The sequence below is a fragment of the Herbidospora mongoliensis genome (genome assembly GCF_001570545.1).
GTDB classification, from domain to species: Bacteria; Actinomycetota; Actinomycetes; order Streptosporangiales; family Streptosporangiaceae; genus Herbidospora; species Herbidospora mongoliensis.
The window spans coordinates 114,255-128,854 of record NZ_BBXD01000025.1 but is presented as its reverse complement, the minus strand read 5'-3'; the positions used below and the strand labels follow the sequence as shown (position 1 = coordinate 128,854).

General features: G+C 68.1%; 9 protein-coding genes. 4 read left to right on the top strand and 5 right to left on the bottom strand.

From position 1 onward, the window contains the following. Positions 1-142 precede the first annotated feature (142 nt). Entirely contained in the window at positions 143-1,666 is a 1,524-nt protein-coding gene (locus tag AW272_RS35910) for a long-chain-fatty-acid--CoA ligase (protein ID WP_066374534.1), read from the bottom strand. A 94-nt stretch (positions 1,667-1,760) separates the two neighbouring features. Here AW272_RS35910 and AW272_RS35905 point away from each other — a divergent pair, with 94 nt between their 5' ends. Continuing rightward, positions 1,761-3,302 (top strand): GMC family oxidoreductase, encoded by a 1,542-nt coding sequence (locus AW272_RS35905; protein WP_066374533.1) that lies wholly within the window; start codon positions 1,761-1,763, stop codon positions 3,300-3,302. Between the two features lie 49 nt (positions 3,303-3,351). Further along, positions 3,352-4,602, top strand: a complete 1,251-nt coding sequence (locus tag AW272_RS35900; protein ID WP_066374624.1) for a cytochrome P450 — start codon at positions 3,352-3,354, stop codon at positions 4,600-4,602. On the opposite strand, the gene AW272_RS35895 is transcribed toward AW272_RS35900, so the two are convergent. Beyond that, a complete protein-coding gene (locus tag AW272_RS35895) occupies positions 4,599-6,542 on the bottom strand; it encodes a hypothetical protein (protein WP_157519104.1) in 1,944 nt (647 codons plus the stop codon). The genes AW272_RS35900 and AW272_RS35895 overlap by 4 nt on opposite strands. 453 nt (positions 6,543-6,995) lie before the next feature. On the opposite strand from AW272_RS35895, the gene leuS reads away from it, so the two are divergent. Both leuS and AW272_RS35885 read left to right on the top strand, forming a co-directional pair. Further along, positions 6,996-9,449 carry a leucine--tRNA ligase gene (gene leuS, locus AW272_RS35890; protein WP_066374529.1) on the top strand — a complete coding sequence of 818 codons (2,454 nt, stop codon included), beginning with the start codon at positions 6,996-6,998 and terminating at the stop codon, positions 9,447-9,449. A 128-nt stretch (positions 9,450-9,577) separates the two neighbouring features. Continuing rightward, positions 9,578-11,206: a cellulase family glycosylhydrolase gene (locus AW272_RS35885; RefSeq protein WP_066374525.1), complete on the top strand. Its 1,629-nt coding sequence runs from the start codon at positions 9,578-9,580 to the stop codon at positions 11,204-11,206. A gap of 275 nt (positions 11,207-11,481) precedes the next feature. On the opposite strand, the gene AW272_RS35880 is transcribed toward AW272_RS35885, so the two are convergent. From AW272_RS35880 to lexA, 3 genes are all read right to left on the bottom strand, one after another. After that, the gene (locus AW272_RS35880) at positions 11,482-12,084 is read right to left on the bottom strand and encodes a DUF6461 domain-containing protein (RefSeq protein WP_066374522.1); all 603 of its coding nucleotides are present in this window, start codon (positions 12,082-12,084) and stop codon (positions 11,482-11,484) included. Then, positions 12,081-13,184, bottom strand: coding sequence for a MalY/PatB family protein (locus AW272_RS35875; protein ID WP_066374521.1), 1,104 nt, complete (start codon positions 13,182-13,184; stop codon positions 12,081-12,083). The genes AW272_RS35880 and AW272_RS35875 overlap by 4 nt, the downstream gene beginning before the upstream one ends. Positions 13,185-13,336: 152 nt before the next feature. Next, on the bottom strand, positions 13,337-14,074 hold the full coding sequence (gene lexA, locus AW272_RS35870) for a transcriptional repressor LexA (protein ID WP_083959043.1): 738 nt from the start codon (positions 14,072-14,074) through the stop codon (positions 13,337-13,339). Between the last annotated feature and the right edge of the window lie 526 nt (positions 14,075-14,600).

Sequence of the window (14,600 nt, the reverse complement as noted above, 5' to 3'; positions counted from 1 at the left end):
GCGCGCGCATGGAGTTGTCTCTCCCCGACATTGACTACGGCGGCACGGGCGCCTCCCTACCCGGTTCGTCACCCCGGAATCATCTAATATCCGACAATAAAAGGCCGCGCCGGAACGGAACCGGCGCGGCCCCGAGCGCGTCTCAGCGCAGTTCGCGCTTCAGGATTTTGCCGGTCGCGGTCATCGGGAGCTCGTCGCGGAACTCGACGAGGCGCGGATATTTGTACTGCGCCATCATCTCCTTCCCCCACGCGACCAGTGCCTCTTCCGTGACCGACGCGTCCGGCTTGAGGATCACGTAGGCCTTGATCTCCTCGCCGTGCGAGGGGTGGGCGACACCGACGACGGCGGCCAGTGAAACGGCCTCGTGCGTCATCAGCACCTCCTCGATCTCACGCGGATAGACGTTGAACCCGCCGCGAATGATCATGTCCTTGGCGCGGTCGACGATGAAGTAGTAGCCGTCTTCGTCGCGGGTGGCGATGTCGCCGGTGCGGAACCAGCCGTCGTTCATCACCTCGGCGGTCGCCTCGGGCCGGTTGTAGTAGCCCTTCATGATGTTGTGGCCGCGGATGGCGATCTCGCCGATCCCCTCGGCGGTGTTCCAGCCCGCGTCGATCAGCTTCATCTCGACGCCCCAGATCGGGGTGCCGATCGAGCCGGCCTTGGTCACCCGGCCCGGCTGGTTGAACGAGGCGACGGGGGAGGTCTCCGAGAGCCCGTACCCCTCGAGGATCGGCACCGCGAAGGTGGTCTCGAAGTCCTTCAGCACCTCGACGGGCAGCGCCGCGCCGCCGGAACAGGCGGTCCTCAGCGTCGTCGGCACCGGCCCGCCACCCGCGTGGACGGTGGTCAGCAGCGCCCAGTACATCGTCGGCACCCCCGCGAACAGGGTGATGTTCTCGGCGGTCATCAGCCGCAGCGCCTCGACCGGCTCGAAGCGGGGCAGCATCACCAGCGTCGCGCGCCGCCGGAACCCGCCGTTCATGACGACGGTCTGGCCGAAGGAGTGGAACAGCGGCAGCGTCGCCAGATAGACGTCGTCGCCGGTCGACTCGAACATCGTGTCGTTCACCAGGGCGTTCAGCAGCATGTTCTGATGGCTGAGCTCGGCGCCCTTGGGCTGCCCGGTGGTGCCGCTCGTGTAGAGGATGACGGCGGTGTCGGAGGGGTCGGTCTGTACGGGCTCGAACTCCCCGCTCATGCCGCCCAGCGCCGCCCAGATCGTCTCGCCGAACTCCGATTCGACGGCCAGCGGCGTGGCGGGCAGCACGAAGAAGATCTCCGCGCCCGACGCCTCGAACCCGGCCCGGCCGCGCTCGCCGAGGGGCAGCTCGGGGGTGCCCTCGAAGCAGAAGAACGCTTTGGCCTGCGAGTCGTCGAGGTGGTAGGCGATCTCGCGCCCCTGGAGAAGCACATTCAGCGGTACGACCGTCGCGCCCGCCTTCAGGATCCCGAAGTAGACGAACGGGAAGTAGGGCGAATTGGGGCACGCGAGGGCGACCTTGTCACCCCGCCCGATGCCCCGTGACACCAGCAGATTGGCCACCTGGTTGGCGACGGTGTTCACGAACGAGTAGGACAACCGCAGGTCACCGAACACGACGGCGGTGCGGTCGGGCGCCTCCCGGGCGCTGTCCTCCAGCACGATCGACAGGTTGAGCATGGGCCCACATCCTCGAGGGGGATCGACATACCTACCGGTACGTAGGTCACCCTAAATCCTGGACGAGGGCAATTGTGAGGAGTAAGCACGGAGCATGGAGTTCGACTATGTGATCGTCGGTGCCGGTTCGGCCGGTTGCGTCCTGGCCGCCCGGTTATCGGAGCACGCGTCCACCACGGTGGCCCTCATCGAGGCCGGCGGCAGCGACCGGAAACTGGAGGTCCGCATGCCGGCGGGCTTCAGCAAGCTGTTCGGCACGAGCTACGACTGGAACTTCACCACGTCGGCGCAGCCCGGCCTGTCCGACCGGGAGATCTACTGGCCGCGCGGCCGCATGCTCGGCGGCAGCTCCTCGATGAACGCCATGATGTGGCTGCGCGGCAACCCGCTCGACTACGACCAGTGGGACGTCCCGGGATGGTCGTACACCGAGATCGAACCCTATTTCCGCCGCGCCGAACACCGGGTCGGCTCCAACGTCGGCGGTGTCTACGGCACCAGCGGGCCGATTCACATCTCCGAGCTGCGCACCCCCAACGAGGCGACCGGCGCGTTCCTTTCCGCGTGCGCCGAACTCGGCATGACGAAGCTCGACGAACTCAACGGCCCGTCCACCGAGGGCTACGGCCCGACCCCCGTCACCCAGGACCGCGGTCACCGCTGGAGCTGCGCCGACGCCTACCTCCGTCCGGCCATGGGGCGGCGCAACCTCACCGTCCTGACCGCCGCGCAGGTCCACCGGATCGTGGTGGAGAACGGCCGGGCGGTCGCGGTCGAATACGGCGCGGGGGAGCGGGTCGTCGCCCGGAAGGAGGTCATCGTGTGCGCCGGCGCGATCGGCTCGCCGCACCTGCTGATGCTGTCGGGCATCGGCGACCCCGACGTGCTCACACCGAACGGGATCCCGGTGGTGCACGCCTCGCCGAACGTCGGCACGAACCTGATGGACCACCTGGCCACCGGAGCCTACTTCGCCTGCCCGAAGCCCATCACCATGTCCGGTGCGGAGAGCGTGCCCAACCTGCTGAGCTACCTGGTCGGCCGCAAGGGCATGCTGACCTCGAACGTCGCCGAGGCGGTCGCCTTCATCAGGACCTCGGACGCCGAACCGGCCCCCGACGTCGAGCTCATCTTCGCGCCCGCCGTGTTCGTCGACCACGGCCGCACCCCGCCCGCCGGGCACGGCCTGACCGTCGCGGCGGTGCTGCTCCAGCCGGAGTCCCGGGGCCGGGTCACCCTCGACGGCCGCGACGCCGTCATCGACCCGCGCTACCTGACGGAACCGGCCGACGTGCGCAGACTCGTCGAGGGGCTCAAAGCCTGCCAGCGGGTCGGCGCCACCGACGCCCTCGCCGACTACGTCAGCGGCCCGATCGAGCCGTACACCGAACCGAAGACCGACGACGAGATGACCCAGTGGGTGCGCGACAGGTCGGAGACGCTCTACCACCCGGTGGGGACCTGCCGCATGGGCGCCGACGCCGAGTCGGTGGTCGACCCGGAGCTGAAGGTGCGCGGTGTCGAGGGGCTGCGCGTCGTCGACGCGTCGGTCATGCCGACGCTGAACCGGGGCCATACTCACGCGCCCGTTGTGATGATCGCCGAGCGCGCGTCCGAGTTGATATGGCAGCATTGATACCGAATGTGGTTCTGGTTTCCCTCCCCCGGAGGCTCCACTCATGACGATGCCGCCGATCGTTTCGGCCGCCGATGTCGACCTGTCCGACTGGGAGTTCTGGAAGCGGCCGATGGCCGACCGGGAACACTCCTTCCAGTTGCTGCGTGACCTCGGCAAGCCCGCCTTCTACGAGGAACCCCAGGTCTCCTTCGCCAGCCAGGGCATGGGCTACCACGCCCTGGTGACGCACGCGGACATCCTGGAGGCCAGCCGTACCCCTGAGATCTTCTGCTCCGGCGACGGCGGTGCGACCAACATCGTCGACATGCCGCCGGAGTTCGTCGAATACTTCGGCTCGATGATCAGCATGGACGACCCCAGGCACGCCCGCCTGCGCCGTATCGTCTCCCGGGCCTTCACGCCCAAGATGATCAAGCAGTTCGAGGACGACGTCGCGCTCGCCGCCGCGCAGATCGTCGACGAGCTGCTGGAGAAGGGCTCCGGCTGCGACTTCGTCGAGGAGGTCGCGGCCCGGCTGCCACTGAAGATCATCTGCGACATGATGGGCATCCCGGAGAAGGACTACCGGTTCGTCTTCGACCGCTCGAACATGATCCTCGGCGCCCAGGACCCCGAATACGTCGGCGACATCGAGGCCGTCGGCACCGCGCTGCTCACCGCCGGCATGGAACTGCAGCAGATGGTCGGGGAACTCGCCGCCCACCGGGAGCAGAACCCCACCACCGACCTCATCTCGTCGCTGGTCAACGCCAACATCGACGGTGAGCGGCTCACGCTGCAGGAGCTCGGCTCGTTCTTCATCCTGCTCGTGGTGGCCGGCAACGAGACCACCAGGAACGCCATCTCGTACGGCCTGCGCCTGCTGACGACCAACCCCGACCAGAAGGCCCGCTGGCTCACCGACGTCGACGGCCTGGCGCCCGGCGCGGTCGAGGAGATCGTGCGGCTGGCCAGCCCGGTCAACTACATGCGCCGCAAGGTCACCCGTGACTACGTGATGAACGGCCACGAGTACAAGAAGGGGGAGAAGGTCGTCATGTACTACTGGTCGGCCAACCGGGACGTCGCGGTCTTCGACGACCCGCTGCGGTTCGACATCGGCCGCAACCCCAACCCCCACGTCGGGTTCGGCGGCCCCGGGCCCCACTTCTGCCTCGGGGCGCACCTGGCCCGGCGCGAGATCACGGTCATGTTCCGGGAGCTGCTCACCCGGGTGCCCACCATCGAAGGTGGCTCACCCGAGCGGCTGTTCTCCAGCTTCATCAACGGGACGAAGCACATGAAGTGTGAGTTCTAGGACTTCTTGATCGAGTTGAGGATCGTGTTGACGTCGGGCAGCAGGTCGTCGCGCAGGTCCGGGATCATCATGTAGACGATCGACGGCACTTCGGCGCCGGTGTTGACCGCGGCCACCACGACCAGGGTCCCACCGGCGTCGTCGGTCACCTTGTAGGCGGCGGCCTGGCCGAGGTTGCCGCGCAGCTTCTGCGCACCGACCTTGGCGACCTTGTTGCCCTTCGGGAAGATCGTCTGCCGGGCCCTGACCACCACGCCGTTCAGCACGGGGCGCATGTCGGTCGGCGACTTGTACTGCGAGGCCAGGTCGGCCGGCAGCGGGCCCGTCATGATCATCGCGGACCAGGGCTTGCCCTTGGAGGTCAGCCCGGCGCTGACGAACTGCCGGGTCGAGTAGCCGTAGGTCGCCTTGACCGTCTGGGTGTCGGCGTCGACCTTCCACTGGCCGCCGAGCTTCGGGACCGAGATCCCGGCGGTGTCGTCGGTGATGGCGCCCGTGACGGCCGACTTCTCCCCCTCGTAGACGGGGATGCCGCTCGACTGGCCGCCGGCCGCCGCCGACGGCTTGGCGGACGGTTTGGCCGACGGGGCGGGCTGCGCGGTGGTCTCTGCGGCGGAGCTGAGCGGCCCGGCCAGGAACGCCCACAGCAGCGCCACGATCAGTGCGACGAGCACCGATCCGACGAGCGCGAACAGCCAGACGGGCTTGCCCTTCTCGTCGTCGTCCTCGTAGTCGTCGTCGGTGGTGTGCTGGCCGTCGCCCCAGACGGTGTTCCACAGCTCCTGCTGCCGCGCCGCCGGAGGAGTCTTCGGGCCGCTGATCTGGCCCGCCGTGACGAACGGCTTGTAGGGGTCGTCGGCGGGGATCTGCTGCACCAGGTGCTCACCGGTGGTGGGACCGGAACCGTAGCTCGGTGCCTGCTGGGGCTGCTGCCCGTGCTGTGCGTGCTGCCCGTGCTGTGCGTGCTGTCCCTGCTGGGACTGCGGCATGGGCTGCGCCTGCGGTCCCGGCTGCATCGGCGGGCTCATCGGCTGCTGGGCCATCTGCTGCTGCGGCGGGGCCTGGCCGGGCGGCGGCCCCATCGTGACCGTGCGGTCGGTGGCCGGGGCGGGGGCCTGAGCGGCCTGGAAGTGCTGTTGCGGGTCGTACGGCGGCTGGGGGACGCGGGGGTCGAACGGGCCGCGCGGGGTGCCGAACGTGGTGGCCGGCTCCTGGTAGGAGAACGACGGTTCGGGCTCCACGGGGCGGGGCGGGTAGGACGGGTTCCGCTCGTCGCCGCGCGGGAAGACGTTGGGGGCCGAGGCCCAGGGCCCCGTCTCCTGAGGGGGAAGCTCGGGGAAGCCGGGGAAGCCGCCGCGCGCGGGCTGCGGTCCCGGCTGCTGCGGCTGCTGGTGCATGGGCTGCTGCTGCCCGGGCTGGGGTTCGGGGAAGCCTGGCGGGTTCATCGGAGGGGGGAACACCGGTCCACTCCCGGCCCTCACGGGCGGCGGGAAGTCGGGGGCGGGGGGCCCGGGGCGTACAGGAGGAGCGGCGCCGCCGTTGGGCGGGAAGGCGGGGTAGTCGTCGGCCGGGCCGAACGGACTCGCCGGGGGGCGCACCGGGGGCGGCACCGGGAACGGCGGATGTTCCTGGTACGGGGCCTGCACGATCGGCGGGCTCTGCGGGCCCGTCTGGTGTTCCGGCCGCTCGCCGAAGGGCGACTGGTGCCGGCCGGGCGGGGCGGCGAGCGGGTTCGGCGGGAAGGATCCGCCGGGCGGTGGGGTCTGCGGGCCGGTGTGGCGCCCGTGAGTCGTGCCGTGTGGGGTGCCCTGCTGAGTGTTCTGGGGTGTGACGACCGGGTTGGGCGGATATGAGGCGGCGGGCGGCGACACCTCGGGCCAAGCTGGCGGGATCTCCGGCCAGGCCGGGCCGCGCCGTGGATCGCTGTGCTCCGAGGGCATGGAACCTCCCGAGATCATGCCCGAATTAGACGTGCTTGGCATGATCTCATGCGCGCCAGGGGGCGGGGCGGCGAAACTGGAAAAGCCCCCTCTGAACGTCTCGCCCGTGGGGTCGGTCGGCGGGTCCTGCATCGGAAGGTCCGCCTGCGGGAAGTCCGGGCCACGCCTCGGGTCGACAGGGTTCACGAGATGAGGGTAAACGAAAGGGACAACCGAGGTCACAATGGATCTATCACCATCCGATATCAGGCCTTTACTGTCCGTGTAAGATCGACACTTAATCGTCAGCGGCCCTTGCGTCCTGCGCTACGCTTGCCCTATGCGTGCGGCGAACCTGCTTCTTACCGGGCCGCGTCGAGCGAGCTGATCGAGCAGCCTCGACGCGGCCGCCCCTCGTGCTTGAGCCCGGGGGGTTTTCTTATGGGCAGGTGTCGATAAATCAGGAGATCAAACGTGGACGAGCAGGTATACGACCCCCAGGCGATCCAGGCCAAGTGGCTGCCGCGCTGGGAGGAACTGAAGCCCTTCGCCGTCGTGGAAGACGACGCCGATCCACGGCCGCGGCGCTACATGCTCGACATGTTTCCCTACCCGTCCGGTGACCTGCACATGGGTCATGCCGAGGTGTTCGCCATCGGCGACGTGGTGGCGCGTTACTGGTTCCTGAAGGGTTACAACGTCCTGCACCCGATCGGCTGGGACTCCTTCGGCCTGCCCGCCGAGAACGCGGCGATCAAGCGCAACGCCCACCCGGCCGAGTGGACCTACTCCAACATCGACACGCAGGCCGCGAGCTTCCACCGCTACGCGATCTCCTTCGACTGGACCCGCCGCCTGCACACCAGCGACACCGCTTACTACAAGTGGAACCAGTGGCTGTTCACCCGCTTCTTCGACCGCGGCCTGGCCTACCGCAAGGGCGGCCTGGTCAACTGGTGCCCCAACGACCAGACCGTGCTGGCCAACGAGCAGGTCGTCGCGGGCAAGTGCGAGCGCTGCGGCGCCGACGTCATCCGGCGTGAGCTGACCCAGTGGTACTTCAAGATCACTGACTACGCCGACCGCCTGGTCGACGACATGGCGCGCCTGGAGGGCGGCTGGCCCGACCGCGTGCTGACCATGCAGCGCAACTGGATCGGCCGCAGCACCGGCGCCGACGTCGACTTCGAGATCGAGGGCCGCAAGGACCCGGTCACCGTCTACACCACCCGCCCCGACACGCTCTACGGCGCGACCTTCTTCGTCGTCGCCGCCGACGCGCCCCTGGCCATGGAGATCGTGACCGAGGGGCAGCGGGCGGCGCTGGAGGCGTACAAGGCCGAGGTCGCGAAGCTGAGCGACATCGAGCGCATGTCGACCGAGAAGGAGAAGACCGGCGTCTTCCTGGGCGTCCACGCGATCAACCCGGTCAACGGCGAGCGCATCCCGGTCTGGGCCGCCGACTACGTGCTGGCCGACTACGGCCACGGCGCGATCATGGCGGTCCCGGCCCACGACCAGCGCGACCTCGACTTCGCGGTCAAGTTCGACCTGCCGGTGAAGGTCGTCGTGCACACCGGCCTGGCCGACCCCGGCGAGACCGGCAAGGCCACGCCCGGCGAGGGCAAGCTGGTCAACTCGGGCCCGCTCGACGGTCTGGGCAAGGCCGACGGCATCCAGAAGATCATCGAGATCCTGGCCGAGCGCGGCACCGGCAAGGCCACGGTCAACTTCCGCCTGCGCGACTGGCTGCTGTCCCGCCAGCGCTTCTGGGGCACCCCCATCCCGATCATCCACTGCGGCGAGTGCGGCGAGGTCCCCGTCCCCGACAAGGACCTGCCGGTCGTGCTGCCCGACCTGCGCGGCGAGGCCCTGTCGCCCAAGGGCGTCTCGCCCCTGGCCTCGGCCACCGACTGGGTCAACGTGCCGTGCCCGTCGTGCGGCGGCCCCGCCAAGCGCGACACCGACACGATGGACACCTTCGTCGACAGCTCCTGGTACTTCCTGCGCTACCTGGACCCGAACTTCGACGACGGTCCCTTCGACCCCGACCGGGCCGAGAAGTGGGGCCCCATCGACCAGTACGTCGGCGGCGTCGAGCACGCGGTCCTGCACCTGCTGTACAGCCGCTTCTTCACCAAGGTCCTCTACGACATGGGCATGATCTCCTGGGACGAGCCCTTCACCCGGCTGCTGAACCAGGGTCAGGTCATCAACGGCGGCAAGGCCATGTCCAAGACCCTGGGCAACGGCGTCGACCTGGGCGTCCAGATCGACAACTTCGGCGTCGACGCGGTCCGGCTGACCATGGTCTTCGCCGGTCCGCCGGAAGACGACATCGACTGGGCCGATGTGTCCCCGGCCGCGTCGCTGAAGTTCCTGGCCCGCACGCTGCGCGTGATGACCGACGCGGCCGCGGCCGCTTCCGACTTCGCGTCGGGTGACCTGGAGCTGCGCAAGGTCGTCCACCGGACCATCGACGAGGTCACCAAGCTGGTCGACGGCCACCGCTTCAACGTGGCGGTGGCGCGGCTGATGGAGCTGACCTCGGCGGCCCGCAAGGCGATCGACTCGGGCCCCGGCGCGACCGACCCCGCCGTGCGTGAGGCGGCCGAGGCGCTGGCGGTCATGCTGTCGATCGTGGCGCCGTACACGGCGGAAGAAGGCTGGGAGCGACTGGGCCACCAGCCCTCCGTCGCCCGCGCCTCGTGGCCCGTGGCCGACCCCGCGCTGCTGGTGCAGGACTCGGTCACCGCCGTCGTGCAGGTGGCCGGCAAGGTGCGCGACCGCCTGGAAGTTTCACCGGACATTTCGGACACCGATCTGGAGGCGCTGGCCCTGAGCTCCGAGAAGGTGAAGGCACACCTCGACGGAACTCCGCGCAAGGTCATCGTGCGGGCCCCCAAGCTGGTCAACATCGTTCCGTAGGAGCAGCATTAGCGCCCGAGCCGATATCTCGAACATCGTCGGGCGTGCGGTCAGGGCATGCCTCAGCGGGGCGTGCCTGAATCCGTACCGGCTCGACGGTCAGGTGTGCCCCCGCCTTGGAGGCACCTTTGTCCAGATTCACCGCCCTGTTGGCGGGGACCGCGCTGCTCACGGGCTTACTCGTGGGAATCAGCGTCGCCCCCGCCAACGCGGCAGGCACGGGGACCGGCTACCTGCGGACCAACGGCAACAAGATCGTCGACAGCACCGGGGCGACCGTCCGGCTGACGGGGATCAACTGGTTCGGCATGGAGACCGACAACAAGACCTTCCACGGCCTGTGGGCGAGCGTGACCTGGCGCTCGCAGCTCGACCACATGGCCCAGCTCGGCTACAACACGCTGCGCATCCCGTTCTCCAACGACGCGCTGAAGCCCGGGGCCGTGGCCACGGGCATCAACGACTTCACCAACCCCGACCTGGTCGGGCTGTCTCCCCTCCAGATCCTCGACAAGGTCATCGACTACGTCGGGACGAAGGGGATGCGGGTCATCCTCGACCGGCACCGCCCTACCTCGGCCGGGCAGTCGGCCCTCTGGTACACCTCGACGGTGTCGGAGGCGACGTGGATCGCCGACTGGCGGATGCTGGCGCAGCGATACGCGGGCAACACCACCGTCATCGGCGCCGACCTGCACAACGAGCCTCACGCCGACGGGACGAACCCGAACGCGACCGGCGCGTGCTGGGGATGCGGGGTCGAGTCGCGTGACTGGCGGCTGGCCGCCGAACGGGCCGGCAACGCCGTTCTCGCCGTTCAGCCCAACTGGCTGATCTTCGTCGAGGGCGTCTCGTGTCCTTCCGGCGGACTCTCGAACGTGTGGGACGGCGACACGTCCAACGACGAGGACTGCGGCTGGTGGGGTGGGAACCTCTCCAAGGCCGGACAGTTCCCGGTTCGGCTCAACGTGGCCAACCGGCTCGTGTACTCGCCTCATGAGTACGCGACGTCCGTCTACAACCAGACGTGGTTCTCCGACCCGAGCTACCCGGCGAACATGCCGGCCATCTGGGACCGGTACTGGGGTTACCTGTACAAGCAGAACATCGCGCCCATCATGATGGGCGAGTTCGGCACGACGATGACGGCCAATGTCGACCGGATCTGGCTGACGGAGCTGATGAAGTACACCGGGACCGGCGTGAACGGGATGTCGTTCACGTATTGGTCGTGGAACCCGAACTCGGGTGACACCGGCGGCATCGTGCTGGACGACTGGGTGACCGTCCAGACGGCCAAGCAGAACATTCTCTCGCCGTACCTGATCGCCCCGGTCCCCCCGGGGACGACCCCGTCACCTTCGCCATCCCCTTCACCTTCTCCTTCGCCGTCACCCAGCCCGTCGCCCTCTCCCTCGCCCTCGCCTTCACCCAGTCCCTCGCCGTCGCCTTCTCCGGGTGGCTGTGTGGCGACGTACCGGATCGCGAACCAGTACCCCGGTGGGTTCCAGGGTGAGGTGACCGTGCGGCCTTCGTCGGCGGCGATCAGTAAGTGGACGGTCCGCTGGACCTTCGCCAACGGCCAGACGATCACTCAGCTCTGGAGTGGTCAGCACACCGTTTCCGGTTCTCAGGTCACGGTGAACAACATGCCCTACAACGGCTCGATCGCGGCCAACGGATCGACGACGTTCGGCTTCAACGGCACGTGGAACGGCACCAACGCGGTGCCGTCTTCGGTCACCTGCACCATCTAGCCTGAACGGCCCGCCACTCTCGTTGAGTGGCGGGCTATTTCAGTTGTGCTGTGACTTTGACGGAATGAGCCGGAAGAAGCGGCTGATTTATGCGAAGGATCGCCGCGACGACTACGGCGAGAATGCCAAGAACATCCCGCGCAACAAGCGTTTCCCCATCGGGCGAACCGGCACCGCGATCACCAGATCCTCGAATCGGCCCGGTCGAGGAGCGTCTGCACACATGGTGACCCAAGCACTGGTGGAAGGTGCCTTACGCGCCGATCAGCGAGGGTTCAGATCGGGAGCATCGGACGCGTACTGATGTAGCAGGGGTGCTCGGCGTCCAGCCATTCAGCGGTGAGGCGGAACCCGGTGAGACGCTCGGCGATGGCGAGGGCGTTCGCCGCCCAGATGACGGGTTCGATGTCCGGGTCCAGCAGCGGGGGCTCTCCGACGATCTCTTCGAGGGATATCGGGCCTTCGATCCTGGGCTCGTCGATCCGGGGGATGACCACCAGGGCCTCTCCGTCGGCGGTGTAGGTGAAGGTGTGAAAGGCCTGGGGGTGGAACCGGAGCGAGAGAGCGGTTCCCTTTTTGGAGAGCGCCAGGAGCGTATCGGTCATGGCGCCGCCGTCCCCGAACGGCTCGATGCAGATAAGCCACGAACCAGCCCTGTCGAGCAGGATCTCGCTGCCGGAGCAGCCGCGCAGCTGGAAATCCTTGAAGGCCGCGGAATGGCAGTCTTCGAACGGAAGCGACAGCTCTGAATCGGGGTCGCCGCCGAGAATGTCGAGGGCGGTCTCAGGCTCCAGGCCGGAGATCCAGGTGATGGTGCCCCAGCGGGACAACGACGCATTGTCCTCGAGCAGCCCGAGATAGTGAGAAACATCGGTCACATGCGTATTCTGTCGAGAATCTCGTCCAGGATGAGGCTCGACGTGCCGAAATTGAGCCTGATCCAGGTGTCCGGGGCCCCGTAGAGCGTGCCCGGTGCGACTTTGACGCGGGCCTCACGTTCCAGGACGGTCGTCGCGTCGGGGATGCCGGTGTCGATCCAGGCCAGATAGGTGGCTTCCGGGACCCGGTAGGTCCAGCCTGCGGGGAGCCGCTGGGCGAGGGTCTTGCGGTTGCGGTCGAGGAGGGTGACCACCTCGTCGAGCCAGGCGTCGCACTGCCGCCACGCCGCATCCGTGGCCGCCACGGCCAGGACGCTCGGGTTGCCGTACAGGTTCGGGGGCCGGGTCGCCAGGGCCGCCCGGGCTCGGGCGGAGCCGATGTGGGCGATGGCGCAGTGCACGCCGCCCATGTTGAAGGCCTTGCTGGCCGACGTGAGGGTGACGGTGCGGTCGGGGCGGAGCAGGCCGAACGGGATGTGCTCGTTCGGGGCGAAGGTCAGGTCGGCGTGGATCTCGTCGGAGATCACCGTGAGGTCGTGGCGGTCGGCGTAGCCGGCCAGTTCCTCCAGCTCTGTACGGGTGAAGCACCGCCCCGTCGGATTGTGTGGATTGACCAGGAGCAGCACCCGCGCGCCACCGGGATCGGCGGGGAGTTCGGCCCGCCAGGTCTCACCGTCGGGGACCAGCGGGATCGGGATCGGCGGGCGGTCCATCGCCTCCAGGGTCATCAGGAAGGCGTTGTAGGTCGGGGTGTGCACCAGCACCCCCTGGCCAGGCTCGGTCAGCACGTCGAGGAGCGCCTGAAGCGACTGGTTGAGGTCGGTGAACACCCTCACGTGGGCGGGGTCGGGGTGGAAGCCGTAGCGGGTGGCCATCCGGTCGGCGAACGTCTCGGGCAGCGGCAGGCCGGGCTGCTCCCAGGGCCAGTCGGGGTAGCCGAGGTCGGTGGTGACCCGGTGCATGACGGCGTCGCGGATGGGGCCGGCCACGGGGAAGTCCATGTCGGCCACCCACGCGGGGATCACATCAGGACCGGCCAGGGTCCATTTGGTGCCGTCGCGCTTCCTCGCCTGCTCAACCGTCAGCTGATCAAGGTCCACACAAACAGCGTATGACGTGACGAAAGGGCCGACCAGGGATTTACCGGGCCCCAGCCGTTGCTTGGCGGGGGGCCTGGTGCGGGCAAGAACTGGCGCGGGCAAGAAGAAGCCGGCCCGGCCGCCTGATCGGCCACCGGACCCGCTCGGTGTGGCTAGAGCTTGCGGAGGACCGCGGTCACCTTGCCGAGCACCGTGGCCTCGTCGCCCGGGATCGGCTCGTAGTTGGAGTTGTGGGGGACCAGCCACACGTGGCCGTCTTTGCGCTTGAAGGTCTTCACGGTGGCCTCGCCGTCGATCATCGCGGCGACGATGTCGCCGTTGTCGGCGACCGGCTGCTGGCGGACGACCACCCAGTCGCCGTCGGCGATGGCGGCCTCGATCATCGAGTCACCCGAGACCTGGAGCAGGAACAGGGTGCCCTCTCCGACCAACTGCTTGGGCAGGGCGAAGACGTCTTCGAGGTTCTGCTCGGCCAGGATCGGCCCACCTGCCGCGATGCGCCCGACGAGGGGAACATAGGCCGCGGTCGGACGGTTGAAGCCGCCGGAGTCTTCCTCGGTGGAGTCGGGATCGACCCAGAGGACCGGCTCACCGGGGAGACGGACCTCGAGGGCGCGCGGTCGGTGCGGGTCGCGGCGAAGGTAGCCCTTGCGCTGAAGGGCGGTGAGCTGGTGGGACACACTCGACGTGCTCGTGAGCTGCACCGCCTCACCGATCTCGCGCATCGACGGTGGGTAGCCCCGCTGCTGGACCGAGTCGCGGATCACCTCCAGGATCTTGCGCTGCCTGGGGGTGAGCCCGAGCGAGTCGCGGCGGCGCACCGCCAGATCGCTCACGCTCTCGTCGCGCTGGCTGGCCAGCCCGTCGTTGTTCACCTGGGCACCTCCCATTCCGTGTTCCTTACGTCGCACAGAGCGACGCTACCGCGATTCAAGATCAATATCAAACAGTTGTTCGATTCCACTCGAAAACGTCGGTGGCGTGGTGTACAACATCGTACGGGAGTTCGATCGACATCGTGTTCGATTCACGCGATCTTTCTTCCGTCCTGCAGGGGCAGTCGAGGAGGTTCACGATGAAGCCCACGCAGAAGGACACCCCTACGACTTCATCCCTACCCTCGAACATCCGACCGCCGCAGGCTGCGGATTCGCGCCCGGCGGAGCATCCCCATATGAAGCGACGCCACCTCGCACTGGTCCCGGATCTTCCGGATCAAGGCCCCGGGGATTCGGGGCTCCAGGCTGGTCCGGGTCAGAGCTCGGGGGGTCGGTCCGATGTCGGGCATCCCGCGTCGAACCACCGTGTGGGGCGGCGTGCGGGCAACGATGCCGATCACCACATGAGGAATGCCGACGGCGGCAGGCGGCCAGTCGGGCCTCGGCCAAGCGAGCAGCCGCTTGAGGCGGCCCGGGC

Coding starts and splice junctions, on each gene's coding strand:
- AW272_RS35900 (WP_066374624.1), top strand. CDS start 3,352: ATGCCGCCGATCGTTTCGGCCGCCGATGTCGACCTGTCCGACTGGGAG.
- lexA (WP_083959043.1), bottom strand. CDS start 14,074: ATGGGAGGTGCCCAGGTGAACAACGACGGGCTGGCCAGCCAGCGCGAC.
- AW272_RS35895 (WP_157519104.1), bottom strand. CDS start 6,542: ATGCCCTCGGAGCACAGCGATCCACGGCGCGGCCCGGCCTGGCCGGAG.
- AW272_RS35905 (WP_066374533.1), top strand. CDS start 1,761: ATGGAGTTCGACTATGTGATCGTCGGTGCCGGTTCGGCCGGTTGCGTC.
- AW272_RS35910 (WP_066374534.1), bottom strand. CDS start 1,666: ATGCTCAACCTGTCGATCGTGCTGGAGGACAGCGCCCGGGAGGCGCCC.